This window comes from Actinokineospora auranticolor (assembly GCF_041897805.1).
In the GTDB taxonomy this organism is placed as follows: Bacteria; Actinomycetota; Actinomycetes; order Mycobacteriales; family Pseudonocardiaceae; genus Actinokineospora; species Actinokineospora auranticolor.
In genome coordinates this window covers 3,589,675-3,613,257 of record NZ_CP154825.1, presented here as the reverse complement: position 1 = coordinate 3,613,257, position 23,583 = coordinate 3,589,675, and the positions used below count along the sequence as shown (strand labels likewise).

Sequence of the window (23,583 nt, the reverse complement as noted above, 5' to 3'; positions counted from 1 at the left end):
GCGCTACAACGCCCGTACCCGCTCGCGGACCTCATTCGCGCCTGGGTTGCCCAGGTCGTCGAAGAGCGCCGCTGTGCGTTCGTAGTGGCGCCGTGCCTCGACACGGTTGCCCAGGCGTTCGTGGAGTTCCCCGAGCGCGAAGTAGGCGTCGGCCTGGCCCAGCGGGGAGTCGGCGGACTCCATCGCGGCCAGCGCGGCCCGCAGCCGCTCCCCCGCCTCGTCGACGTCCCCCAGTGCCGTCTCGGCGCGGCCGAGGGCGATCAGGGCCCGCGGCCGGTTGTACTCGTCCGGCACCGCGAGCGTGCCCAGGGTGGTGACCGCCTCGCGCAGGTACCCGGCGGCTTCCCCGGGGCGGTCGGCGGCCAGCAGGGCCCGGCCCACGCTGATCAGCGCCAGACCGACGCTGCGGGACTGGTCGAGTTCGCGGTACCCGGCCAGCGCGCCGCGGAAGTGCCGCAGCGCCAGCTCGACCTCGCCCTGGTCGAGGTAGACGAACCCGAAGCGCTCCAGCGACCCGGCCGCGCGGTGCCGGTCGCCGGACTCCTGCCACCAGCTGCGGGCTCGCGCCATGTGGGTCAGTGCCTCGTCGTTGCGGCGCAGCGCGTGGTGCAGCAGGGCGACGCGGTCGGACGCGAGCGCCTCGGCGGCCCGGTCGGCGGCGCTCTGGGCGGCCTGGATGGCGAGCGTGTCGAACCGCAGCCAGTCGCCGTAGTGCTGGCGGTAGAGGAACAGGCCCCACATGGCGTCGGCGATCTGCCAGGTGGTGGGCGCCCAGCCGCGGTCCATGGCCTCGCCCGCGACGGCGAGCAGGTTCGTCCGCTCGGTGTCGAGCCAGTCGAGCGCGTCGCCGTGGCCGGTGAACTCGGTGGGGTCGACCGGCTCCTGCGCCACGTCGACGTGGAAGCCCGTGCGGTGGGGCGTGGTCTTCGCGGTGGCGGCGGCCGCGGAGTGCAGGTACCAGTCGGCCATGCGCCGGACCGCCGCCGCGCTCGCCCGCTCGCCCTCCTCGGCGCGGGCGCGGTCGGCGGCGTGCAGGCGGATGAGGTCGTGGAAGCGGTACCGGTCGGCGAGCGGTTCGTCGACGAGGTTGGCCTCCATCAGCTCGTCGAGCCACGCCTGCGCGTGGCCGGGCGAGTCGCCGACGGCCGCGGCGGCGACGCCGAGGGTGAAGTCGGCGCCGGGGTGCAGGCCGACGAGCCGGTAGAGCCGGGCGGCGGGTGCGGAGAGCGCTTGGTAGGACATGGCGAAAACCACCTCTACGCTGAGGTCTGGTCCGAAGGTGAGCCGGGCGAGCCTGCGTCGTTCGTCGAGCAGGTCGCGCACCGCGCGTTCCAGCGAGCACCGGACCCGGGTCGCGAGTCGGGCGCCCACCACGCACAACGCGATCGGCAGCCCCGCGCACAGGGCGGCGAGCCGTCGCGCCCAGTCCGGCTCCGCCGCCACCCTGGCTGGTCCAACCAGGCGGCCGAGCAGGGCCGTACCGTCCGCTGTGGACAGCGGGGCCAGCTCGACGGTGCGCGCGCCGTGCGCGACCAGACCGCCGAGCCGGGATCGACTGGTGACCAGGGTGACCGCGTCCGGTGACGCGGGGAGCAGGTACCGCACCTGCGCGGTGGTCACCGCGTTGTCGAGGACGACGAGCAGCCGCGCCCGCGCGGTGAGGGAGCGGAACAGGGCGGCCTGTTCGGCGAGGTCGACGGGGACCTTGGCCGCGGCGACGCCGAGCGCCCGCAGGAACCGGCCGAGGACGTCCTGCGGGGACACCTCGTCGTGCGGACCGCCGAGGTCGGCGTAGAGCTGGCCGCCGTCGAAGCGTTCGCGGACCCGGTGCGCCCACCGCAGCCCGAGCGCCGTCTTGCCGACGCCGGGCGGGCCGACGACCATCAGCAGCCGGTGTTCGCGGGAGGCCGCGTCCAGGGCGTCGATCTCGGTTTCGCGGCACACGAACGACGCGGGCGCGGGCAGCAGCTGGCGCGGCGTCGGCGAGTCCGATGTGGATGGTTCGGGGGCCGCGGGGGCGCCGGTGACCGGGATCTCGGTGGTGCCGGGCAGGTGGATCCAGCCGTGCGCGCGGCCGTTCTTGATCCGAGCCGACACCGGGTGGTAGGTGGTCGGGTCGATGCCCCGGTAGCGGTGGCGCACGATGCCGTCGTAGATCGCGTCGGACACGATGACCGCGAGCGGCACCCCGGCGTGCGCGAGCGCGGTGCGCAGGTCCGCGGAGTCGAGCAGCCTGCACGCGTGCACGAGGTCGTCACCGGAGCGGCCGTGCTCGTCCTCCGACACCTCCCCCGCGTGCACGGCGAGCCGCATCCGGACCCGGTGGCCCAACTCCGCGCCGCGGTTGTGCTCGGCGAGCGCGGCCAGCAGGCAGCCCGGCATCGGGTCCAGCAGGAGCACCTTGGACACCTGGGGCGGCACGATCACGATCGCACCATCCCCCGTGTTCTCCAGAAAACATATGCCCCATGGCACACCCGCCGCCAGGAAAGCCTGTTCCACCACGCGGTACGCGGTCGCCCGGACCACCGCCCGCGCCCGGTCGTCGCGGTGGGGCGCGCTGTAGCCCTCCACGTCGAACGTGACGATCGTCTGGTGCGTCGGGTAGTCGGTGGGGTGGCCGCCGACCGGGTCGCGGTTCGGCTCGCCGGTGGGTGGGGGAACCACGCTCATGTGCACCACCAGGGTTTCGACGGGCAGGAGCCATTCCCGGTCTACCACTCGTGTCGGGGTGTCCACCGAACAGCCGCCCGGGTTCACCCCACCGGCGGGCCGGCGCGGGTACGGTCGCCGAGGTGATCGAGGGACTGTTGAGGCAGGCGGTGTCCGGGCGGACCGAGCCGGGGATGCGACCGCTGCCGGAGCGGGTCGGGGAGCGAGCACGAGCGGGCGGGCTACGAACTCCTGCTGGCGCGCGGGGTCGAGGAGCGGCTGGCGCGGTTCGCCCGCGACCACGCGTCGTGGACGGCGGCGGACTTCGAGGGGCTGCTGGTGAGCTTGGCGGACAAGGTGTGGAAGGGAAAACGGGTAACCGATCTGGAGCGGTTGGTCGTCGCCCGCCTGGCCGCGGCGAGCGGGAAGCCGGACTGGGAGGTCTTCATGGAGTTGGACGACGAACTCGATCGCGTCACCGCCGACGCGCCACGCCGACCGGCCTTCCAGGCGGGCTATCCCGTCACCCGCTGACGGTGTCCAGGAAGTCCGCCACGGCTGTGGCGAAGCCCGTCGGGTCGTCGTCGTGGATCCAGTGGCCGGTGGGGAAGGTGAGTACCTCGGTGCCGGGGCGGCGGTCCGCCATCTCGTCGGCCAGGGGTGCGGGTAGGAACGGGCTCTGGGTGGCGCGCAGGAGCAGGGTGGGGCAGGTGGCGGCGGTCCAGTCGGACCACCAGGAGCCCGCGCCCGCCCGTTGGACGGCCATCATCTGTTCCCAGTCGAACAGGAACCGCCACTGGCCGTTCTCGGCGACGGCGCTGAGCAGGAAGTACGTCGGGTCGGGGATGCCGCGGTCGATGAGGGCGGCGGCCAGTGCGGCGCGGGTGGGGGCGGATCGCGGCCACCCGCGGGTGTCGAGGACGGGGGTGTCGACCACCGAGCTGTCCGTGACGGCGCCGACGTCCTCGATGACGAGGGCGGCCACCAGGTGTGGGTGGCGAGCAGCGACCTGGTAGGCCGTGACGCCGCCGAGGGAGTGGCCCAGCAGTGCCACCGGGCCGACGTCCAAGGCCTCGATGAAGCGGGCGACATCGGCCACGAACGCCGCGCGGGAGAAGTCGTCGGCGGGATCGCTGAGGCCGTGGCCGCGCTGGTCGGGGGCCAGGACGCGGACGGCGGCGCCCAGGTCGTGGGCGAGGCGGTCGAAGACGGCGCCTCGGCCGAAGGTGCCGTGCAGGGCCACCAGGGGCGATCCGGCGCCCTTGTCCACATAGGATATCCGGCGACCGTCGGGGAGGGACAAGACGGCGTGGGCGGTCACCCTTCCATGATCCATGGTGCCGCACGCGGGTCGCGAGCGGGCACGGCCCGGGGCCCTGGCTGTGCCGACTGCCGCGGCGCGCCGCACGGCCGCCCGCGGAATGGGAAATCCGCACCGCTCCCCCGGTGGGTTGTCGAGCGCGGCCGACCATATCCGGGGAGCCCGGGAGAGGCGCGCGGAAACCCCCGGATCCGCATCGGCCGACACCGGGAGACCATCGGATCTGCCATGCGGGCGACCGCGAACTCGGCTTGGCCAAGCCAAAGTCCGCCGAACCACCGCACCCGAGTACCGCCCCGCCGCCTGCCTGCCGCGCCACCACCGGACGATCGGTCCGGCGGCGATCACCCGTACCGACCCGCGCCGAGAACACCGGCCCGCGAGCGCGAGTCGTCCACGAGAAAGCCCCGTCCCGCCATTCCTGCTTGACTGAATCAATGCACCTATAGGATGCGGGCGACGCGCCCCGACGCGCCGGGGGAAGATCACCCGACCGAGGGCGGGTCGGCCGGGTCGCGACGGGCGGTGTTCACTGTGGTGGTTCGCGATCGAGGACCGAGCAGACGGAGTGCGCGCATGTCGGCAGCCGAGGACATCGAGGAGCCCGCGGAGGCGGTCGCCCCCCTGGTCCGCGGTCTCGCCGTGCTCCGGGCGCTGACCGCGGCCGAGCACACGCCCACCCTGGGCGACCTGCAACGGGCCACCGGTTTGGCCCGGGCCACCGTCGACCGCCTGGTGGCGACCCTCGCGCAGATGGGTTTCGTGCGCCTGGAGGGCCGCACGGTCACGCTCGCCCCCGCACTGATGGCCCTCGGCAACGCCTACCTCGCCGCGACGGGCCTACCGGGCCGCCTCGGCGACTATATGCGCGCGTTGGCCGACGAGGTGGACGAGTCCGTGTCGCTCGCGGTCGGCGACGGCGACGGCATCCGGTTCGTCTACCAGGTGACCCGCCGCCGCGCCATGTCGGTGACCTTCCGGCTCGGCGACCTGCTGCCCGCCGAGCGCACCGCCGCGGGCACCGTGATCGCCGCGTCCTGGACCGACGAGGACTGGACGCGCTGGCGCGCCCGGCGCGCCGCCGACCCGGACGACCGCGGCTTCCCGCCGATGGCCCCGCGCACCGGCGGCGACCTCGACTTCGACGAGCGCGCGCGGTTCGCCCGCGCGCACGGCTGGTCCCTCGACGACCAGCTGATCGAGCCCGGCCTGCTCGCCGTCGCGGTGCCGGTGCGGTACCCCTCCGGCGAGACGGCGTGCGCGGCGAGCGTGGTCAGCCACTCCAGCAGGCACAGCACGGCCTCGATGGAGCGCGAGCTGCTGCCCCGGCTGTGCGCGGCGGTGGCCGAGATGGAGGCCGCGCTCGTCGGCCGGATCGCCCCCGCGCCCGCGCCGCACGCGCTGGGCCTCGCCGCCTGGACCGGGACCACCAAGCAGGAGCTGGGGCGGGGCTTCGTGGAGTCGCTGGCCCGGGGCCTGACCGTGCTGACCGCGTTCGGCGACGGTCGCGCGGAACTGCCCCTCACCGCCGTCGCCGCGACCACCGGCCTGGCCCGCGCCACCGCGCGGCGCGCGCTGATCACCCTCGAGCACCTCGGTTACGTCACCACCGACGGCCGCCGGTTCAGCCTGACCCCGCGCGTGCTGGGCCTCGGCTTCCCGCCGCTGTCGCGCACCACGCTGCCCGTCATCGCCGCGCCGCACCTGAAGGCGCTGGCCGAGCGGGTGCGCGACTCGTCGTCGCTGGCGGTGCTGTCCGGGGCGGAGGTGCGCTACACCGCGCGCGCCTCGGTCAGCCGGATCATGTCCGTGGAGATCGCCGTCGGCACCCGGCTGCCCGCGCACGCCACCGCCATGGGCCGCGCACTGCTGGCCCACCTGCCCGTCGACGAGTACCGCGCGCGGCTGGCCGCGGCGCCGCCCGCCGCGCTCACCCCGCACACGATCACCGACCCGGAGCGGTTGGACGCCGTGCTCGACGCCGTCGCGCGGGACGGGTACGCGCTGGTGGACGCCGAGCTGGAGGTCGGCCTGCGCTCGGTCGCCGTGCCGGTGCGCGACCGGGCGGGCAAGGTGGTGGCAGCGGTCAACGTCGCCTCCCACAGCGGCGGCCGGACCCCGGCGGAGTTCCTCGCCGAGGTGCTGCCCCACCTGCGGGAGACCGCCGCGCGGATCGAGGCGGACCTGCACGTCACGTCGCGGTTCACCGCGGTGCACCACAACTGAGCCGTCCTCGGTTGTCCGGGGCGGGGCGTTGACACACGCTCCCGGCCGGACAAGACTCATGGCTGTCGAGTGAAACAATGTTCACCTGACGAACAGGAGTCGGATGGACAAGGTGGTGGCCACCGCGGCGGACGCGGTGGCGGACGTGGCCGACGGCGCCAGCCTGGCGGTTGGGGGCTTCGGGCTGGCGGGCGTGCCGACCGCGCTGATCACGGCGCTGCACGCGGCCGGTACCCGTGACCTGCGCGTGGTGTCGAACAACTGCGGCGCGATGGAGTCCGGGCTGGCGGTGCTGCTCGCGGCGGGCCGCATCGCCCGGGTGACGGGGTCCTACATCGGCACCAACGCCGAGTTCGCCCGCCAGTACCTGGCCGGTGAGCTGGAGGTCGAGCTGATCCCGCAGGGCACGCTCGCCGAGCGGCTGCGCGCGGGCGGCTGCGGCATCCCGGCGTTCTACACCCCCGCGGGGGTGGGCACGCAGGTCGCCGAGGGCGGGCTCCCGTGGCGCTACGCAGGTGACGGCGGTGTCGCGCTGGCCTCCCCGGCCAAGGAGACCCGGGTCTTCGACGGGGTCGAGTACCTGCTGGAACGCGGCATCACCACCGACTTCGCCCTGGTCCGGGCCGCGCGCGGGGACCGGCACGGCAACCTGGTGTTCGCCAAGTCCGCGCGCAACTTCAACCCGCTGGCCGCGATGGCGGGCCGGGTCACGATCGCCGAGGTCGAGGAGCTGGTCGAGCCCGGTGACATCGACCCGGACCACGTGCACCTGCCCGGCGTCTTCGTGCAGCGCGTGGTCGAGTTGACCGCCGAGCAGGCGGCGGACAAGAAGATCGAGCAGCGCACCGTGCGGCGGGAGCCCTGATGCCCTGGACACGCGACGAGATGGCCGCCCGCGCGGCTCGTGAGCTCGGCGACGGCGAGCACGTCAACCTCGGCATCGGCCTGCCCACGCTCATCCCGGACTTCCTGCCCGACGGCGTGCGGGTCGTGCTGCACTCGGAGAACGGCGTGCTCGGCACCGGGCCGTTCCCCACCGAGGACGCGGTGGACCCCGACCTCATCAACGCGGGCAAGCAAACCGTGACCGTCCTGCCCGGGGCGAGCTACTTCGACTCGGCGCTGTCCTTCGGGATGATCCGCGGCGGGCACATCGACACCGCGGTGCTGGGCGCCATGCAGGTCTCCGCGCGCGGCGACCTCGCCAACTGGGCGGTGCCCGGCAAGCTCGTCACCGGCATCGGCGGCGCCATGGACCTGGTGCACGGCGCCCGCCGGGTCGTGGTCGTCATGACGCACACCGCCAAGGACGGCACCGCCAAGCTGGTACCCGAGTGCACGCTGCCGCTGACCGGCCGCGCGTGCGTGGACCGCGTCATCACCGACCTGGGCGTCTTCGACATCACCGGATCCGGGTTGGCGCTGGTCGAACTCGCGCCCGGCACCATCGAGGCCGACATCGCGGCGAACACCGCCGCGCCCGTGCGCACACCGGAGCACCCATGACCGAACTCCCCACGCAGCGCGAGATCGACGCCGCGATCGCCCGGCTGTCCGCGCTGCCCGGCGGTTTCCACCCGCACCGCGACTACGGCCCGTACCGCAGCAGCGTCCTGCGGCACCCCGAGCAGGCCCTGGCCGTCGTGCGCGACCCGGAGGCCGTGGAGCTGAGCGGCCCGGTCTTCGGCGTGACCGATGTGACCGCACTGGACAGTGACCTGACCCGGGGCGGACCCGGTGAGCCCCAAGGGCAGCGGATCACCGTGACCGGGGTCGTGACGGACCGCTCCGGCAAACCCGTGCGCGGGCAGCTCGTCGAGGTGTGGCAGGCCAACGCGGCCGGTCGGTACGCCCACCAGGTCGACCAGCACCCGGCGCCGCTGGACCCGTACTTCACCGGTTTCGGCCGCTGCCTGACCGACGACGACGGCCGCTACGCCTTCACCACGATCCGCCCCGGCGCCTACCCGTGGCGCAACCACGACAACGCCTGGCGCCCCGCGCACATCCACTTCTCGCTGTTCGGCACCGCGTTCACCCAGCGCATGGTGACGCAGATGTACTTCCCCGGCGACCCGCTGTTCCCCTACGACCCCATCCTCCAGGCGGTCACCGACCAGTCGGCGAGGGAACGCCTGGTGGCGACCTACGACCACGACCTCTCGGTGCCGGAGTGGTCGCTCGGCTACCGGTGGGACATCGTGCTCGACGGTCCATCGGCGACACTGTTCGAGGACGAGGACCTGTGATGGACCTACCACCCACCCCCGCGCAGACCATCGGTCCCTTCTTCGGTTACGCCCTACCGTTCACCCGTGGCGCCGAGATCGTGTCGCGCGACGCGGAAGGCGCGATCACCGTCCACGGCCGGGTGCTCGACGGCGCCGACCAGCCCATCCCGGACGCGTTGGTGGAGATCTGGCAGACCGACGCCGAAGGCGCGCGCTCCACGGCGGTCGGCACCATCCGCCGGGACCCCGTCACCGACGCGGTCCTGGGCCGCGACGGCACCGCCTTCACCGGGTTCGCCCGTATCCCCACCGACGCCGACGGTCACTGGGCGGTGCACACCGTGCCACCGGGCCCTCACCATCCCGGTGCGACCCCTTACCTCGCCGTGGCCGTCTTCGCGCGGGGTCTGCTGCACCACCTGTACACCCGGATCTACCTACCCGAGCACTCTTCGCTGCTGAGCGCGGACCCGGCGCTCGCGGCGCTGTCCGACCGACTGTCCACGCTGGTCGCCACCCGCGAGACGGACCGCCGGTACCGGTTCGACATCCGGTTGCAAGGACCAGGGGAAACGGTGTTCTTCGAGTTCCGCTGACCGGTCGTTGTCGGTGCCCGCCCCTACACTGCGGCGCATGGCTTATGACGTGCAAGTGACCTTCGACAGCGCCGACCCGCACACCCTCGCCGACTGGTGGGCCGACGCGCTGGGCTGGGCGGTCGAGCCCAGCGACGAGGCCATGATCCGGGACCTGGTGGCCAAGGGGCACGCCGCCGAGTCCGACACCAAGACGCACAACGGCGTCCTGGTGTGGCGCGTCGGCGCCGCGATCCGCCACCCCGACGGCAGGCGCATCCTGTTCCAGGTCGTGCCGGAGTCCAAGGCGGTCAAGAACCGCGTCCACCTCGACGTCCGCGTGGGCAAGGAGAACCAGGAAGCCGAGCTGGCGCGGTTGACGGCCAAGGGCGCCACCCTGCTGCACCGCGCCCAGCAGGGACCGTTCGCCTGGATCACCATCGCCGACCCGGAGGGCAACGAACTCTGCCTGACGTAGGCGATCCGGGCCCGCCGGGGATCGCGGACCATTGTGGACATCCGGTGCCTGCTACGCGCCGTCCAACGTCAACCCGGTGTAGTTCTCGGCCAGGCCCCGCGCGCCCGCTTCGCTCTCGACGACCCAGCGCAGTTGGGCGAGCTGGACCTGTTCGTCGAACGGGTCGTCGCCGGTGTGCAGCATGGTGGTCATCCACCACGAGAAGTGCTGGCACCGCCACACCCGGCGGGCGGCCGTCGTGGCGTACTCGGCGGCGAGCCGCTCGTCGCCGCGCAGCAGCGCGGTCACCGCGGGGGCGAGCACGGCCACGTCGGCGATGGCCAGGTTCAGGCCCTTGGCGCCGGTCGGCGGCACGATGTGCGCGGCGTCGCCCGCCAGGAACAGCCTGCCGTGGCGCATCGGGCCGGTGACGGCGGCGCGCATGGGCAGCACGGACTTCTCGGTGATCGGGCCCGGGGTGAGCGTCCAGCCGTCGACGTCGAGGCGGGTGCCGAGCGCCGTCCAGATCCGGTCGTCGGACCACGCCGCGATGTCCTCCCCCGGCGGCACCTGCAGGTAGAGCCTGCTGACGGTGTCCGAGCGCATGGAGTGCATGGCGAACCCGTCGGGGTGGCGGGCGTAGATGAGCTCGTCGGTGGACGGCGCGACGTCGGCGAGCACGCCGAGCCAGGCGTACGGGTAGGCGCGTTCCCAGGTCCGCCGCCGGTCCTCGGGGATGGCCTGCCTGCTGGGGCCGAACGACCCGTCGCAGCCGACCACGACGTCGGCCTCGACGCGCCCGGGGTTGCCGTCGCGATCGACATAGGTCACCGACGGGCGGTCGGTGTCGATGTCGTGCGGCGCGGTTCCCGTGACCTCGTAGACCAGCGCCTGCCCGGCGCGTTCGCGAGCGTCGACGAGATCGCGGGTGAGGTCGGTCTGGCCGTAGACGTGGATGCCCCGGCCGACCAGGTCGACGAAGTCCAGGTGGTGGCGCTCCCCCGGCCACTGCAGGTAGATCCCCCGGTGCGGCATCGACTCGCGGCGCAGCCGGTCGGCCAGGCCGACCGACTCCAGCAACCGGACCGACGTGTCCTCCAGGATGCCCGCGCGGATCCGGGCCAGGACGTACTCCTGGGACCGGGTCTCCAGCACGACGGACTCGACGCCCGCGGCGCCGAGCAGGTGGGACAGCAGCAAACCGGCGGGGCCCGCCCCGATGATGGCGACCTGGGTACGCATTCCCCCATAGAAGTACACCGGGGCCGGTTCCCGCCACGTCGACCCGGTCACGGGCACGGGATTGCGCGCCCGTGACCGGGTTCGCCGCTAGGGGCTTTCGAACCGGACGGACAGGGCCGTCGGTCCCAGGATGCCGATCGGCGGCCGCCAGGTGACCGGTTCGGTGACGACCGGCGGACCGAGCACGGCCGTCATCGCGGCCAGCGCCTCCTCCAGTTCGATCCGGGCCAGCGCGGCACCGAGGCAGTGGTGCGGTCCGCCGCCGAACTGGATCAGCGGGGCGCGGCCGGTCGCGGTGATGTCGAAGGCGTCGCCGTCGCGGTACGCCAGCGGGTCGCGCTGCACGATCGGGGCCAGGACGAGCAGGAACTCGTCCCGCTCGATCAGGCGACCGCCGAACTCGAAGTCCTCGCCCGCGAAGCGGAACACGCTGGCCGCCGAGGGCGCCCACCGCATCAGCTCCTGCACCGCGTCCGGCACCAGTTCGGGCCGCCGGGTCAGCAGCCGCCACTGGTCGGGGTGCTCGGCGAAGACGACCATGGCGTTGGCGAGCTGGTGGCGCGTGGTGTCGTGCGCGGCGAACACCAGCGTCACCAACAGGTTCCGCAGTTCCTCCCGGGTGACCACGCCCTCGGCCACGCGCTCGGAGACCAGCGCGGACACCACGTCCTCGCCGGGCTCGGCGGCGCGCAGGTCCATCAGGTGGTCGACGTAGCCGTCGAGCCCGACCACCGCGGCGACCACCCGGTCCAGGAACGACCGCTCGTGGATCAGGCTGAGCACCAGCCCGAGGTCGGTCGTCCAGGTGCCGAACACGCCGACGTCCTCCGACGGCACGCCGAGCAGCGCCGACATGACCGCCAGCGGCAGCGGGTCGGCGCACGCGGCGTAGAAGTCCGTCGTGCCCGCGCCGACCAGGTCACCCGCCAACTGCCGGGCCCGCGCCCGGGTGAAGGGGCGCAGCCGGTCGAGGGTGCGCGGGGTGAACGCCTTCTGCACCAGGCCGCGCAGCCTGCGGTGGTCGACGCCGTCGTGGTTGACCATCATCGGGACCCACCAGTCGTACACGGGCCCGTCGGCGACGCCGCTCATCGCCATGAACCGGGCGCCGTCGTGGGTCAGGCGCGGATCGCGCACCAGCTGCTGGGCCTCGGCGTGCCGAAGCACCAGGAGGCCGATCGGACTCTCGGCGCACCAGCTGCGGTCGCGCGCGGCGGCGACTTCCGGTGCGTCGTAGGTGAAGTCCGGTGCGGTGATGTCGAGGAAAGGGAACCCGCCACGGTCGGGAACCACCGGCGCGGTCTGCGTCATGCCCGTCCTCCTGGGGAATCGGGGGATTCTCGATGTTATCCGCGTACCGGGGGGTGACGCTCCGCTGAACGGCGGCAGCGCGTTTCGGCCCCGATCCCCTGCGGGCCAACGAGAACCGCACACCGTCAACAGTGGACACAAGAGGAAATGGTCCGGTCCACAACGGGAAACGGGAGGGTCGAACGGCCCTACCGGCGGACCGGGTGCCCCACGCCCGACGCGGGCGCTGTTCGCGTTCACCCGACAGCTCAGGGTGGCCCCCCTCCCGCGAACGGCCGCCGCGCGCTACGCCGCGAGTGTGACGGCGCGTCCCCCTATCGGCCTCACCTCGCTGGCCCGGTCGCGATCACCCGCTCCGCCGAATGAGTGGTTCAGCCCAATTCGGTTGTCCGGGATGCGAACTGCCCTATGGTTTCCTCGCGAGGAAACTCAAGCGGGGGGACGCGGGGGGACGATCGCGCGACGCCGGGAGCCGGGGGCGCACCCCGGTGGCTCGTCAGGTCCAGGGGAACGACCGACGAGCCGCCCGCGCCGCGCCCGTGCACCCGCCCAGGAGTCCGGTCGCTCCGGGGCGCGTTCGCAGTCGCGCCGACCCGAGCCCGCCCGCGCCAGGTCAGCCTCGCGTGATGCGCGCGCCCACCCCGGCACGGGTGGGCGGCTCAGGGGAGGCATGCGGTATGGGGGGAAACGACGGCCCGGAGTGCCCCTTCGCGGGGGTGCGCGGGCCCGAGCGCGCGCGGTCGGCACTGCACCCGACCCGGTGGGGCCTCTGGCAGTTCGGCGTGCCGACGGGCGTCGTGCTGCTGATCACCAACCTGGTCGGCGTGGTCGGGCTGGCCTACGCCGTGACGCGGGCGCCGGGGATCACGACGGCGGACTGGGGTCTGTTCGCGATGCTGTGCGCGTGCGCGCTGGCCTACACCGAGGTCACCGCGGCGAGCGAGAAGCGCCGCCGGAGCATGCGCAGGCAGCGCGGCACCGTCGAGTTCATCGACCAGGCCTCGATCTGGTTCTTCAGCTCGGCCCTGCTGCTGCCGCCGATGCTGGCCGGGGCGCTGGTCGTCATGGTGCGGGTGCGCCGCTGGCGCATCGCGATGCGGCCGTTGACCCTGTGGGTGAGCAACACCGCCGCGGTGCTGCTGTCGGTGGCGTTCGTGAGCCTGCTGCGGGGTCTCATGGTGGGCTCCGGCCGCCCCTACGACGGGTTGACCGAACCCGACGCGGGCGGGCTGCGGATCACCGCGCTGTTCGTGCTGGCGGCCCTGGTGTACTTCCTGGTGGAGGGGACGATCGTCGGCGTGTACCGCGCGGTCCGCTTCCGCACCTGGCGGTTGGGCGAGACCTGGGGCAGCCGGGAGGACAACCTCCTGCTGCTGCACACCCTGCTCGTCGGCCTCGGGGCCGTGGGGGCCGCCGCCATCACCCCGGTGGCGCTGTTCGGCGTGCTGGCGGTGGCGGTCATGGAAACCCGCCTGCTGGGCAGCCTGGCGATGCGCACGGCCGACCGCGACCGGCTCGAGGCCGACGCCACGACCGACCCGTTGACGGGGTTGAGCAACCGCCGCGGCTTCCTGCCCCTGGCCACCGCCGCGATCCGGCTGGACCGCCTCAACGGCAGGCCGACCGGCGTGCTGATGCTCGACCTCGACCACTTCAAGCGGTGGAACGACCGCCTCGGCCACTTCGGCGGTGACCAGGTGCTGCAGGCCGTGGCCCGCGCGCTGCGGCAGAACACCCGGGCGGGTGACCTCGTGGCCCGGTGGGGCGGCGAGGAGCTGACCGCGGTGCTGCCCGACACCCACCCGGCCGAGACGCTGAAGATCGCCGAGCGGATCCGGGCGGGTGTCGAGGCCCTGGGCACGACGATCACCACCCCGGCGGACGGCCCGTCCGTCCACTTGGGACGCGAGGTGCCGCGGGTGACGATCTCGATCGGCGTGGCCTGCGCGCCGCAGCACGCCACGACCCTGGCGGACCTGCAGGAGCTGGCGGACCAGGCGCTCGACGTCGCCAAGCAGAACGGCCGCAACCAGGTCGCCGTGGTGGGCGCCGCGGGCCCGCACGTCCCCACCCAACCGGGGCCGCAGGACCGGGAGCAGTCCCACCCCTGACCCGCGGCGGCGACGCCCGGTCATCCGACGATCCGACCCGGGATCGGCCGCGCCCCCGGACCCCTCACCCCGGGGCGCGACCGGTCCCGGCGCTCGTGAGCGACCCTCGATTACCGGCTCTGACCGGCGCGAGGACACGCCGAGGACACGAATTCGGGGGGTCGGTGTGCACAATCGCCGAGTTCGTACTACGCTTGATGAAGTTCCGCGCTCCCGGTAACCCCCAGGCCGGTTGAGCGCGGAACTCCTTTTTTTCTCCCCGATCAGCCGCGGCCGAGCGCCGCGCGTCGAGTCCGGTCACCACCACTAACTGGCAGTTAACCCATGCGTGGCCATGGTACGCAGCGGTGCGGGCCCGTTGTCAACTCACAGTTACCCTGCGAGACTTGTGGGGGAGTCACAGTCACGAAAGGGTGGCCAACCGTGGGGGATCCCGAAACCGGTGGTGCGGCGGGGACATCCGCCGAGCGGCCCGGGACCTCGCTGGGCGCCCGGCTGGACCGGCTGTTCCGGGTGAGCCTCCCGCGCGGCAGGCAGTGGTCCAACGCCGAGGTGGCCGCCGAGGTCAAGAAGGCGAACCCGGACCTGCGGGTCAGCGGCCCGTACCTGTCCATGCTGCGCACCGGCCGCCGGACGAGCCCGTCGATGGACCTGCTGGTGGCGCTGGCGCGGTTCTTCGGGGTCAACCCGAGCTACTTCTTCGACGACGAGGACGGCCACGGCGAGCGGGTGCGCGCGCAGCTCGAGCAGCTGGCGATGCTGCGCGAGCGCGGCGTCGTCGGCATCGCGCAGCGCGCGGTCGGCCTGCCGCGGTCGAACCTGGACCTGATCACGGCCCTGCTCGACCAGGCCCGCAGGCAGCGCGGCCTGCCGCCCGTCACAGACACCGACACCGACCGGCCCGAGGACTGAAAGCCGTGCCGCGTCGGGGACTGCGCCGGGTGCGCCGCGACTGCGCCGCCCTGCTGGCCGGGCTCGAACTGCCACCGCACACCGACCTGGCCGGGCTGTGCGCGCACCTGGCGCGGGCGCGCGGGCGGCCGCTGCACGTGGTCCCGGTGGCGATGCTCGCGTCGCAGCCGTGCGGCATCTGGGTCGCCACCGGCGACGCGGACTGGATCTTCTTCGACGAGGCCGCCCCGGCGGCGCACCAGGAGCACATCATCCTGCACGAGATCGGGCACATGATCTGCTGCCACCGCGGCGGCGGCCACCTCGACGCGGACACGGCGGCGGTGTTCTTCCCGGACATCGACCCGGCGCTGGTGCGCGACATGCTGGGCCGCACCACCTACAGCGACGAGCAGGAGCAGCAGGCCGAGGTGCTGGCGTACCTGCTCGGCGAGGTGCTGCGCGGCGCTCCCCCGCCGGGTGACGACGTGGCGGCGCGGATCGCGGGCTCGCTCAACCACTCGACGCACCCCGAAGCGGTGTAGCGGCCGGTGAACGCGGTCCTCTACCCGCTGTGCGCGGGGGTGGCGTGGGTCAGCCTGCTGTTCAAGCTGCCCGCGCTGTCCCGCCCGGGTCGCGGTCCGGCCGCGGTCGCGGTGGCGTTGTTCTTCCTGTTCATGGGGTTGACGTTCACCATCAGCGACCCGCGCGTGTGGGCGCTGGTCGACCGGTCGGCCGGTGTGCCCAACCTGTCGCTGCTGCTGTCGCAGGGCAGCGTGATCGGGGTGGCCGCGACGCAGTTGGCCGCGTTGACGTTCTGGGCGCACGACGCCGAACACGCCCGTCCCATGGTGCGTCGGCAGGTGGTGGGTTTCGGCGCCGTAGTAGTGGCGATGGCCGTGCTGTTCGCCTTGGCCGACCTCACAGAAGAAGACACGACGACGGCCGCGATCCGGTTTGCCGGTAAAGGGCTGTATTCGGTCTACCTGATGCTCTACGTGACCGCGTTCGCGGTGACCGAGGCGGTGCTGGTGTCGCGGTGCGTGCGGCACGCGCGGGCCCTGGAAGGCCCCTGGCTGCGCCGTGGGCTGCGCATGGCGGCCATCGGGGCCACCGGTGGCCTGCTGTACTCGGCGGCCCGCTACGCGGACGTCATCGCCGCGCCGCTGGGGTTGGACCCGCAGCGGTGGGAGTTCGTGGCGCGGTTGGGTGCCGGGTTGGGCGGCATCCTCACGTTGATCGGGTGGAGCGTGCCGGGGTGGGGGCCGCAGGTGAGCGCCCTGCGCGTGCGGATGCGCGATTACCGGCGCCACAACGACCTCTACCCGCTGTGGGCGGCGTTGAGCGAGGCGAACCCGGACCTCGTGCTCGACCGGCAGGCGCCGCGACGCGCGGTGCGGGACCTGGACTTCCGCCTGCACCGGCGGGTCGTGGAGATCCGCGACGGCATCCGGTGGCTCCAGCCGTACCAGGACCCCTCGGTGGTGGAGGCGGCGACGGCGCGGGGGCGGGAAGCCGGGTTGGCGGGCGCGGACCTTCGGGCGTCGGTCGAGGCCGCCGCCATCGCCGCCGCGCTGCGCGACGGCCCCGACGCGGTCACGCGCCCGGAATCCGAGGCGCCGCCGCACGACACCGGCACCGACTGGCTGGTCCGGGTATCGCGGGCCTTCACCGCGGACGGCCGCGCTAAGGTGGGGAACCGATGAGCGAACTTTTCGACGCCGAGTTCTTCGCCGACCCGCACCCCACCTACGCGCGCCTGCGCGCCGACGGCGGCGCGCACCACGTGTCCACACCGGACGGTGCCAAGGCGTGGGTGGTGACCGGGTACGCCGACGTGCGGGCCGGGCTCGCCGATCCGCGGCTGTCCCTGGACCGGGCCAACGCGGGCGCGGGCTACCGGGGCTTCGCGCTGCCGCCCGCGCTCGACGCCAACCTGCTCAACCTCGACCCGCCGGACCACACCCGCCTGCGCGCCCTGATCGCGGGCGCGTTCACCCCGAAGCGGGTGGCGGCGCTGGCACCGGCGATCGAGGCGGCCGCGACCGAACTGCTCGACGCGGTACCGGTCGGCGAGCCCGTCGACCTGATCGCCGCGTTCGCCGCGCCGCTGCCGGTGCGGGTGATCGGCGACCTGCTCGGCGTACCCGCCGCCGACCGGGACCGGTTCCGCTCGTGGACGAGCGTGCTGCTCACCCCGCGCCCGGACCAGCCGCCGACGGCCGCCCGGGACGCGGTGGCCGCCATGTACGGGTTCCTGGTCGACCTGGTCGCGGCCAAGCGCGCGGCGCCGGCCGACGACCTGCTGTCCGCCCTGATCGCGGTGCGCGACGAGGAGGACCGGCTCAGCGAGGCCGAGTTGGTGTCGCTGGCGTTCCTGGGGCTGTGGGCGGGCTACGAGAACCTGGTCAACCTCATCGGCAACGGCGTGTGGGCGCTGTTCGCCGCGCCGGAGCAGCTGGCGGACCTGCGTGCCCACCCGGATGTGCTGCCGTCGGCGGTCGAGGAGCTGACCCGCTACGACCAGCCGCTCCAGTTCGCCATCCGCCGGTTCCCGCGGACGGACGTGGAGATCGCGGGAACCGTGATCCCGGCGGGCGACACCGTGCTGCTGGGCATCGCGGCGGCGAACCGCGACCCGGCGGTCTTCGCGGACCCGAACACCCTCGACCTCCGGCGCGACCCCAACCCCCACCTGAGCTACGGGCACGGCCCGCACCGCAGCTTCGGCTCGCGGCTGAGCCAGGTGGAGGCGGGCATCGCGATCGCGGCCCTGCTGGCGCGCGGCTGCGCACCCGCCACCCCCGACTTCGAACCCCGGTGGCTGCCGTCGTTCCGCAACCGCGGCCTGACGAGCCTCCCGGTGCGCCTCACCCGCTAGCGGGTGAGGACGCAGAACCGGTTGCCCTCCGGGTCCGCCAGGACGGCCCACGGCACCGCGCCCTGACCGATGTCGGCGTCGGCGGCGCCGAGGGTCCGCAGCCGGGCCACTTCGGCCGGGTGGTCCGCGCGCGGACTCGGGGTGAGGTCGAGGTGGAAGCGGTTCCGGGTGACGAGCGGGTCGGGGACGAACTCCAGGTAGGGGCCGATCCCCGTGGCCGCGCGCAGTCTCGCGCGGTCGTCGCGCGCCTCGTGCGTGGTCCACGCCATCGCCGTGCCCCAGAACCGGGCCATGGCACGGGGATCCGCGCAGCCGACCACCACCGCGGCGATCGGCCCGGTGTCCCGGTCGGTCTCCCGCCGCACGCGGAAGACGTTGCCCTCCGGGTCGGTCAGGGTGGTCCACGGCTCGTCACCACCGCCGACGCGCTTCGCCCCCGACGCCACCAGGCGCGCCACCAACTCCGCCTGGTGGGTCGCGGAGGCGGCGGCGAGGTCGAGGCGCACGCGGCCGCGCACCGCCTCGGGGTCCGGGACCGCGACGACGTCGAGGCAGAGGGCGTCCGGGTCCGGCCAGGCGAAGCCCGCCGGTCCGAGCGCGGTCGAACCGGGCCCCTCGTGGAACACGACCCAGTCGAGCACCGCGGCCCAGAACCGGCCGAGCGCCGCGTCATCCCGGGCTTTGAGGTTCACCATGGCGAGTCGGGGCACGCGGTCGACCGTAGCCGCCCGCCCGCGGCGTGACGACGCCGTTCTCGTAGGCGAAGACCACGGCCTGCACGCGGTCCCGCAGCCCCAGCTTGCCGAGGACCCGGCCGACGTGGGTCTTGATCGTCTCCTCGGCCAGGTGCAGCGCGCGGGCCACCTCCGCGTTCGACAGCCCACGCGCCACCAGGGTGAGGACTTCCCGTTCGCGGGGTGTCAGCCGGGATATCGCGGTGCTGTCCGGTGGCAGCGGGTCCTGCGCCACGAACCGCTCGACGAGGCGGCGGGTGACGGTCGGGGCCAGGAGTGCGCCGCCCGAGGCGACCGCGCGGACGGCGGCGACGAGGTCGGCCGCGGTCGCGTCCTTGAGCAGGAAGCCGCTCGCGCCCGCGCGCAGCGCCGCGTAGACGTACTCGTCGATGTCGAAGGTGGTGAGCATCAGGACCCGGGTGTCCGGGTGGTCCGCCACCAGCCTGCCGGTCGCGGCGACCCCGTCGAGGACGGGCATCCGGACATCCATGAGCACCACGTCCGGCCGTTCCCGCCCGCACAGCGCCAAGGCGTGTTCGCCGTCGCCCGCGGTGCCCGCGACGCAGATGTCGTCCTGGCGGTCCAGCAGCGCGGCGAACCCCTCGCGCACCACCGGTTGGTCGTCCACCACGACCACGGTGATCACGCGGTCTCCGCGCGGGGGACGGGGATCTCCGCGCGGACCAGGAACTCGTCGCCGGTCCGGTCCACCACCAGGGTGCCGCCGAGGAGTTCGGCCCGTTCCCGCATCCCGAGCACCCCGAGCCCGGTGCCGTGCGCGGTGCTGGTGAGCCGGTTGCGCGACTCGACGACCACCACCCCGCCCGCCGTGGTGATCGAGAGGTCGACGGCCTGCCCGGGCGCGTGCGCGACGGCGTTGCTCAACGCCTCCTGCGCGATCCGGTGCACGGCGAGCGCGCGGACACCGGACAGCCCGCGACTCGGCTCGTCGAGCGCCAGGTGGACCTCGGCGCCCAACGCGCGGGCGCGGTCGACCAGGTCGGGCAGGTCGGCGACGGTGGGCTGGGGCGCGCGGTCGGCCTCGGTGTCGGCGCGCAGGACGCCGAGCAGCACCCGCATCTCGGCCAGCGCGGACCGGGACGCGGCGGCGATGTCGGCGAACTCGGCGGCGGTCGCGTCGGGCACCTCGGCGAGCCGGTACGGCGCGGTTTCCGCGCGGACGGCGACGAGCGACATGTGGTGCGCCACGACGTCGTGCAGTTCCCGGGCGATCCGGGCCCGGGCGGCGAGGGTCTCCTGGCGCAGCCGTTCCCGGTCCAGTTCGGCCTCCGCCCGGCTCCGCGCGGCGGTGGCCATGCCCAGCAGGGTCGCGGTCACGGCGGCGAGCAGCACGACGCCGAAGTCGGCGCCGGGCTGGGTGAACGCCATGACCACCACCGTGATCGCCGCGACCGCCAGCGCGCGGGGGCGGCGCAGGGCCATGCCGACGCCGACCAGCAGCGGGGTCAGCGCGAAGACCGCGGCGGTGGTCAGCAGGCCGGGCGGGACCGCGAGCCAGACCTCCAGCAGCCGCGTCGCCACCGTCGCGGCGCAGGCCACCAGCCACGCCGGGAAGGGTCTTGTCCGCCACCACGGCAGCGGCCCCGCGACGGCCGCGCCGAGCGCCACCGCGACCGGCCACACGGCCCAGTCCCACAACCGCCCCGAGATCACCCCACCGGCCGAGGCGGCGGCCGCCACGAACACCGCGGTCGCCGCCACCACGGTCGCCCGCTGTCCGTTCCGCGTGTGCATACCCCCACGGTAGGGCGCCGCGCGCCGGGTGCGGTCCCCCGATGGGGTTCGTGATCATCACTCTTGGGAGCCACACCACCCGTCGGGCACCCCTTGGCGGGGGCCGGGGCCGGGCTCCCGCGCGGGACGGCACGGCGCCCACCGGCGCCTAGCGTCGGTGCCGTGACTTCCCTTGTGGACCAAGCGGTTTCCCTGACGACCCGGGCGCTGGCCCGGCTGACGCCGTGGGTGGAGAGCGAGGTGCTGGGCCTCTCGGCGCTGGTGCGACCGGGTGACGTGTGCCTCGACATCGGCGCGGGAGCGGGGATCTACACCGCGGAGCTGGCCCGCCTCGTCGGTCCGGGCGGTCAGGTGCACAGCATCGAACCGCTGGTCTTCGCCCACCGCGCGGTTTCCGAGCTGCTGGCGCTGCGGCGCGGCCCCGCGGTCCGGGCGCACGCCCTGGCGCTGGCCGAGGTGACCGGTCGGTCCCACCTGAGCGTGCCCCTGCGCGGTCCCCGGTTCGTCACCGGCCGGGCCTTCCTCACCGGCGGCACCGCCGCGCTGGGCGCCAACCGGGAGTTCGACGCGCAGGTCGAGGTGCGCACCCCGACCGAGCGCCTCGACGACTTCGCCGCCCGGCTCGGCCTGCCGCGGGTCCACTTCGTCAAGGCGGACACCGAGGGTTCCGAGTGGTCGGTCCTGCGCGGCGGCGCGGACCTGCTGGGCCGCGACCGCCCGGCGTTGCTGCTGGAGGTCGAGCCCCGCCACCTGGCCCGCTACGGCCTCGCCCCACCGGAGTTCCTCGCGTGGCTCGGCGAGTTCGGCTACCGACCGCGGGTCTGGCGCGGCGCCTGGCAGCCGGTACCGGGGCTGGTCGACGGTCACCGCAACTACCTGTTCACGGCTGGGGAAGCGGTTCGTCCAGGAGGAAGGCGGTGATCAGGTCGCGGTGGGCGTCCGGGCGGGCCGCGGCGATGTTGTGGCCCGCGCCGGGAACGGTGACCAGCGTGGCGCCGGCGAGGACAGCGGTGTACTCGGCCGTGACCGCTTCCTTGATGTAGTCGCACTCCCCGCGCAGCACCAGCGCGGGCACCCGGACCGCGCGCAGCGCCGGGCGCGGGTCGGGGACGTCGTCGAAGTCGGCGACGGTCCGCTGGTTGGCGTAGAAGCCGGGCGGGTTGTCGTGCACGGCCGCCGGTGGCGCGCCGGGGCAGCCGGTCGCGTCCTTGATCGCCACGCCGATCTCCCGCATCCGCCGGTCGGCCTCCGCGTCGCCGAGGAAGTCGTGCGCGGCCCGGGGGTTGACCGACAGCAGCGCCGAGGCCAGCAGCAACCGCGGCGAGGTCACCAGGTCGTCCCGGCGGTCCCGCTGCGCCCGGTTGAGCCTGGGCTCGCCCACCCCGTCCCGCCACGCGCGCGGCCACAGCTCGCCCGGTGACGCGAACACCGCGCGCGCCACGCGGTCCGGGTGCGCCGCGAGGTACTGGGCGGCCAGCGACCCGCCCCACGACTGCCCGACCAGCACGAGCTTCCCGGCGCCGAGCCGGTCGCGGACGGCCTCCAGGTCGGCGACGTGCCGGGCGACGGTGTAGCCGGACGGGTCGTCGAGGCGGGTCGAGCGGCCGGAGCCGAGCTGGTCGTAGGAGTAGACGTCGAAGCCCGCCGCGGCCAGCGCCCGCCCCGTGGCCGAGATCCCCTCGGCGGGCGTGCCGGGCCCGCCGTGCAGCAGCACCACGGGTTCGCGCGCTTGGTCCCCTGCGCGGGCTCGTACACGTAGGCGAGGCGCGACCCGGTGGGCAGCTGCCAGAACCGGACGTCCCCGGGCACGGCCGCGTCGGGCGGCACCGCGGGCGCGTTGAGCAGCACGGCGCAGACCACCGTCACCGCGACCGTGACGACCCCGGCCAGCACGCTCCCGTCGCGCCACGCCCGCCCCGCCCCGCCGACCGCGAACCCGGCCCACCCGGCGGCGGCCATCACCACCGCGAACGCCGCGAAACCCGCGGCCGCGATCAGCCACAGCCGGTCGGTCACCGCCGCGACGACCACCGCCCCGGTCAACCCCGCCGCCGCCGCGACCACGAGCCCGACCGCCACGACGAGAACCGCGCTCACGCGCCTGAACACCATCATCCCCACACCCCCGGACGCTAAGCCGCCCGGCGCTGAGCCGACGTCATCCCCGGGGAGGACCCCCGGGGATGACTTGTCCGACCCGGACCCGGGTCCGTACCGGGCACCTCAGACCGGGTGCCGGTGCCCCGCGCGCTTCACCGCGCCGCCCACCACCGTCACCTCCGCGGCGGGCACGCCGTCGAGCCGGGTGACGAAGTCGTAGAGCGCGGGTAAGTCGCGGCAGAACACGGCCGCCATCAGGTTGGTCGGCCCGGTCGTGGCGAGCACGCCGTGCACCATCGGGTCGCGGGCGAGCCTGCCGCCGATCTCGGCCAACCGTCCGGGTGGGACGGTCAGCCAGAGGTTGGCGTCCACTTGGAGACCGAACAGTCGCGGATCGGCCACCACGCAGGTCCGGACCAATCCGGCCGAAGTGAGCCGGTCCATTCGCCTGCGCAGCGTGGATTCCGGCACGCCCAACGCGACGGACAACGCGGACGGTCCCGTTCGAGCGTCCTTTGTCAACAGTTCCAGCAATCGCCGGTCCTGTTCGTCCGGGGCGTGCGCCCCGGTCGCGGGCGGCGGGGTCAACGCCTCGACTTCCGCTTTCGACAAGCGGCCCGTGCGCCAGTCCGCGGCATCGGAGAATACGTGCAGCACCGACAGCACCTGGACATTGGTAATGGCGCCCGCGGTCGGCAGATGCGGTTTAGGTCCGACCACGACGGCGCTAATTTCCTCCCCGCCTTCGAGGATGTCGACGAAGAGGGTTTCCGGATGCTGGGACAGCGCGTCCGCGAAGCGCTCCACCCGACCGCGCAACACCCGCACCCGCAGCAGAGTGACCGCGGGCAGGCCGTGGCGCGGGTCCGGCACCCGCACGACCCGGATCCGGTCCGCCAGGCGGGTCAGCGACCGGGTGACCGTGCGCGGCGAGACGCCGAGCACCTCGGCCAGGCGGCCGGGCGCGGCGCGGCCGTCGACCTGCAGGGCCGAGGCAACGCGCTGATCGAAATCACCCAACTCCTCGACCACGGGTGTCCACTTCCGCTCACTGCGACGCTCACAGGCACCATAACCGAGCACCCGCGACCACGCT

At 73.9% G+C, this 23,583-nt stretch carries 23 protein-coding genes; 14 read left to right on the top strand and 9 right to left on the bottom strand.

Going from position 1 to position 23,583, the window contains the following annotated elements; all coding sequences use genetic code 11:
- Positions 1-3: 3 nt before the first annotated feature.
- Complete coding sequence (locus tag V5P93_RS16340) at positions 4-2,673, bottom strand: tetratricopeptide repeat protein (protein WP_104476806.1); 2,670 nt, start codon at positions 2,671-2,673, stop codon at positions 4-6.
- Positions 2,674-2,991: 318 nt separating this feature from the next.
- Here V5P93_RS16340 and V5P93_RS16335 point away from each other — a divergent pair, with 318 nt between their 5' ends.
- Positions 2,992-3,186, top strand: coding sequence for a hypothetical protein (locus V5P93_RS16335; RefSeq protein ID WP_104476537.1), 195 nt, complete (start codon positions 2,992-2,994; stop codon positions 3,184-3,186).
- Here the strand turns inward: V5P93_RS16335 and V5P93_RS16330 are convergent.
- A complete protein-coding gene (locus V5P93_RS16330) occupies positions 3,176-3,973 on the bottom strand; it encodes an alpha/beta fold hydrolase (RefSeq protein WP_245930984.1) in 798 nt (265 codons plus the stop codon). The genes V5P93_RS16335 and V5P93_RS16330 overlap by 11 nt on opposite strands.
- A 576-nt stretch (positions 3,974-4,549) precedes the next feature.
- Here V5P93_RS16330 and V5P93_RS16325 point away from each other — a divergent pair.
- From V5P93_RS16325 to V5P93_RS16300, 6 genes are all read left to right on the top strand, one after another.
- Positions 4,550-6,199, top strand: a complete 1,650-nt coding sequence (locus V5P93_RS16325; protein ID WP_104476533.1) for an IclR family transcriptional regulator C-terminal domain-containing protein — start codon at positions 4,550-4,552, stop codon at positions 6,197-6,199.
- Between the two features lie 103 nt (positions 6,200-6,302).
- The gene (locus V5P93_RS16320; protein ID WP_104476531.1) at positions 6,303-7,064 is read left to right on the top strand and encodes a CoA transferase subunit A; all 762 of its coding nucleotides are present in this window, start codon (positions 6,303-6,305) and stop codon (positions 7,062-7,064) included.
- The gene (locus V5P93_RS16315) at positions 7,064-7,705 is read left to right on the top strand and encodes a 3-oxoacid CoA-transferase subunit B (protein ID WP_104476529.1); all 642 of its coding nucleotides are present in this window, start codon (positions 7,064-7,066) and stop codon (positions 7,703-7,705) included. The genes V5P93_RS16320 and V5P93_RS16315 overlap by 1 nt, the downstream gene beginning before the upstream one ends.
- Positions 7,702-8,448 carry a protocatechuate 3,4-dioxygenase subunit beta gene (gene pcaH, locus V5P93_RS16310; RefSeq protein ID WP_104476527.1) on the top strand — a complete coding sequence of 249 codons (747 nt, stop codon included), beginning with the start codon at positions 7,702-7,704 and terminating at the stop codon, positions 8,446-8,448. Before V5P93_RS16315 ends, pcaH begins: the two co-directional genes overlap by 4 nt.
- Complete coding sequence (gene pcaG, locus V5P93_RS16305) at positions 8,448-9,026, top strand: protocatechuate 3,4-dioxygenase subunit alpha (RefSeq protein ID WP_104476524.1); 579 nt, start codon at positions 8,448-8,450, stop codon at positions 9,024-9,026. The genes pcaH and pcaG overlap by 1 nt, the downstream gene beginning before the upstream one ends.
- Positions 9,027-9,063: 37 nt before the next feature.
- Positions 9,064-9,483: a VOC family protein gene (locus V5P93_RS16300; RefSeq protein ID WP_104476523.1), complete on the top strand. Its 420-nt coding sequence runs from the start codon at positions 9,064-9,066 to the stop codon at positions 9,481-9,483.
- Between the two features lie 51 nt (positions 9,484-9,534).
- Here the strand turns inward: V5P93_RS16300 and V5P93_RS16295 are convergent, their stop codons facing one another.
- The gene (locus V5P93_RS16295; protein ID WP_104476521.1) at positions 9,535-10,704 is read right to left on the bottom strand and encodes a 4-hydroxybenzoate 3-monooxygenase; all 1,170 of its coding nucleotides are present in this window, start codon (positions 10,702-10,704) and stop codon (positions 9,535-9,537) included.
- 87 nt (positions 10,705-10,791) lie between these two features.
- Positions 10,792-12,015: a cytochrome P450 gene (locus V5P93_RS16290; protein WP_245930982.1), complete on the bottom strand. Its 1,224-nt coding sequence runs from the start codon at positions 12,013-12,015 to the stop codon at positions 10,792-10,794.
- 677 nt (positions 12,016-12,692) lie between these two features.
- On the opposite strand from V5P93_RS16290, the gene V5P93_RS16285 reads away from it, so the two are divergent.
- The 5 genes from V5P93_RS16285 (at position 12,693) to V5P93_RS16265 (ending at position 17,898) form a co-directional block, all read left to right on the top strand.
- A complete protein-coding gene (locus V5P93_RS16285; RefSeq protein ID WP_181043284.1) occupies positions 12,693-14,126 on the top strand; it encodes a diguanylate cyclase in 1,434 nt (477 codons plus the stop codon).
- A gap of 423 nt (positions 14,127-14,549) precedes the next feature.
- The gene (locus V5P93_RS16280; RefSeq protein WP_245930980.1) at positions 14,550-15,038 is read left to right on the top strand and encodes a helix-turn-helix domain-containing protein; all 489 of its coding nucleotides are present in this window, start codon (positions 14,550-14,552) and stop codon (positions 15,036-15,038) included.
- A 5-nt stretch (positions 15,039-15,043) separates the two neighbouring features.
- Positions 15,044-15,562, top strand: a complete 519-nt coding sequence (locus V5P93_RS16275; protein ID WP_104476517.1) for a hypothetical protein — start codon at positions 15,044-15,046, stop codon at positions 15,560-15,562.
- A 6-nt stretch (positions 15,563-15,568) separates the two neighbouring features.
- Positions 15,569-16,723 carry an MAB_1171c family putative transporter gene (locus V5P93_RS16270; protein WP_104476515.1) on the top strand — a complete coding sequence of 385 codons (1,155 nt, stop codon included), beginning with the start codon at positions 15,569-15,571 and terminating at the stop codon, positions 16,721-16,723.
- Complete coding sequence (locus tag V5P93_RS16265; RefSeq protein WP_104476513.1) at positions 16,720-17,898, top strand: cytochrome P450; 1,179 nt, start codon at positions 16,720-16,722, stop codon at positions 17,896-17,898. The genes V5P93_RS16270 and V5P93_RS16265 overlap by 4 nt, the downstream gene beginning before the upstream one ends.
- Here V5P93_RS16265 and V5P93_RS16260 read toward each other — a convergent pair.
- From V5P93_RS16260 to V5P93_RS16250, 3 genes are read right to left on the bottom strand one after another with little or no spacing between them, the layout of a single operon-like run.
- Complete coding sequence (locus V5P93_RS16260) at positions 17,895-18,608, bottom strand: VOC family protein (protein WP_245930978.1); 714 nt, start codon at positions 18,606-18,608, stop codon at positions 17,895-17,897. The genes V5P93_RS16265 and V5P93_RS16260 overlap by 4 nt on opposite strands.
- Entirely contained in the window at positions 18,568-19,278 is a 711-nt protein-coding gene (locus tag V5P93_RS16255) for a response regulator transcription factor (protein ID WP_104476511.1), read from the bottom strand. The genes V5P93_RS16260 and V5P93_RS16255 overlap by 41 nt, the downstream gene beginning before the upstream one ends.
- Positions 19,275-20,387, bottom strand: coding sequence for a sensor histidine kinase (locus tag V5P93_RS16250; protein ID WP_104476509.1), 1,113 nt, complete (start codon positions 20,385-20,387; stop codon positions 19,275-19,277). Before V5P93_RS16250 ends, V5P93_RS16255 begins: the two co-directional genes overlap by 4 nt.
- 162 nt (positions 20,388-20,549) lie before the next feature.
- On the opposite strand from V5P93_RS16250, the gene V5P93_RS16245 reads away from it, so the two are divergent.
- The gene (locus tag V5P93_RS16245; protein ID WP_104476507.1) at positions 20,550-21,308 is read left to right on the top strand and encodes an FkbM family methyltransferase; all 759 of its coding nucleotides are present in this window, start codon (positions 20,550-20,552) and stop codon (positions 21,306-21,308) included.
- Here the strand turns inward: V5P93_RS16245 and V5P93_RS16240 are convergent.
- Positions 21,268-22,176, bottom strand: a complete 909-nt coding sequence (locus V5P93_RS16240; RefSeq protein WP_342752242.1) for an alpha/beta hydrolase — start codon at positions 22,174-22,176, stop codon at positions 21,268-21,270. The genes V5P93_RS16245 and V5P93_RS16240 overlap by 41 nt on opposite strands.
- On the opposite strand from V5P93_RS16240, the gene V5P93_RS16235 reads away from it, so the two are divergent.
- A complete protein-coding gene (locus tag V5P93_RS16235; RefSeq protein WP_181043282.1) occupies positions 22,162-22,707 on the top strand; it encodes a hypothetical protein in 546 nt (181 codons plus the stop codon). The two genes, V5P93_RS16240 and V5P93_RS16235, sit on opposite strands and share 15 nt — an antisense overlap.
- Here V5P93_RS16235 and V5P93_RS16230 read toward each other — a convergent pair.
- Positions 22,611-23,507, bottom strand: a complete 897-nt coding sequence (locus V5P93_RS16230) for an Lrp/AsnC family transcriptional regulator (RefSeq protein WP_245930976.1) — start codon at positions 23,505-23,507, stop codon at positions 22,611-22,613. The genes V5P93_RS16235 and V5P93_RS16230 overlap by 97 nt on opposite strands.
- Positions 23,508-23,583 lie beyond the last annotated feature (76 nt).

What these genes read in the sequence shown, in the direction of transcription:
- V5P93_RS16325 (WP_104476533.1), top strand. Translation starts at nt 4,550, where the DNA reads ATGTCGGCAGCCGAGGACATCGAGGAGCCCGCGGAGGCGGTCGCCCCC.
- V5P93_RS16290 (WP_245930982.1), bottom strand. Translation starts at nt 12,015, where the DNA reads ATGACGCAGACCGCGCCGGTGGTTCCCGACCGTGGCGGGTTCCCTTTC.
- V5P93_RS16295 (WP_104476521.1), bottom strand. Translation starts at nt 10,704, where the DNA reads ATGCGTACCCAGGTCGCCATCATCGGGGCGGGCCCCGCCGGTTTGCTG.
- V5P93_RS16300 (WP_104476523.1), top strand. Translation starts at nt 9,064, where the DNA reads ATGGCTTATGACGTGCAAGTGACCTTCGACAGCGCCGACCCGCACACC.
- V5P93_RS16320 (WP_104476531.1), top strand. Translation starts at nt 6,303, where the DNA reads ATGGACAAGGTGGTGGCCACCGCGGCGGACGCGGTGGCGGACGTGGCC.
- pcaG (WP_104476524.1), top strand. Translation starts at nt 8,448, where the DNA reads ATGGACCTACCACCCACCCCCGCGCAGACCATCGGTCCCTTCTTCGGT.
- V5P93_RS16340 (WP_104476806.1), bottom strand. Translation starts at nt 2,673, where the DNA reads ATGAGCGTGGTTCCCCCACCCACCGGCGAGCCGAACCGCGACCCGGTC.
- V5P93_RS16265 (WP_104476513.1), top strand. Translation starts at nt 16,720, where the DNA reads ATGAGCGAACTTTTCGACGCCGAGTTCTTCGCCGACCCGCACCCCACC.
- V5P93_RS16285 (WP_181043284.1), top strand. Translation starts at nt 12,693, where the DNA reads ATGGGGGGAAACGACGGCCCGGAGTGCCCCTTCGCGGGGGTGCGCGGG.
- V5P93_RS16250 (WP_104476509.1), bottom strand. Translation starts at nt 20,387, where the DNA reads ATGCACACGCGGAACGGACAGCGGGCGACCGTGGTGGCGGCGACCGCG.
- pcaH (WP_104476527.1), top strand. Translation starts at nt 7,702, where the DNA reads ATGACCGAACTCCCCACGCAGCGCGAGATCGACGCCGCGATCGCCCGG.
- V5P93_RS16315 (WP_104476529.1), top strand. Translation starts at nt 7,064, where the DNA reads ATGCCCTGGACACGCGACGAGATGGCCGCCCGCGCGGCTCGTGAGCTC.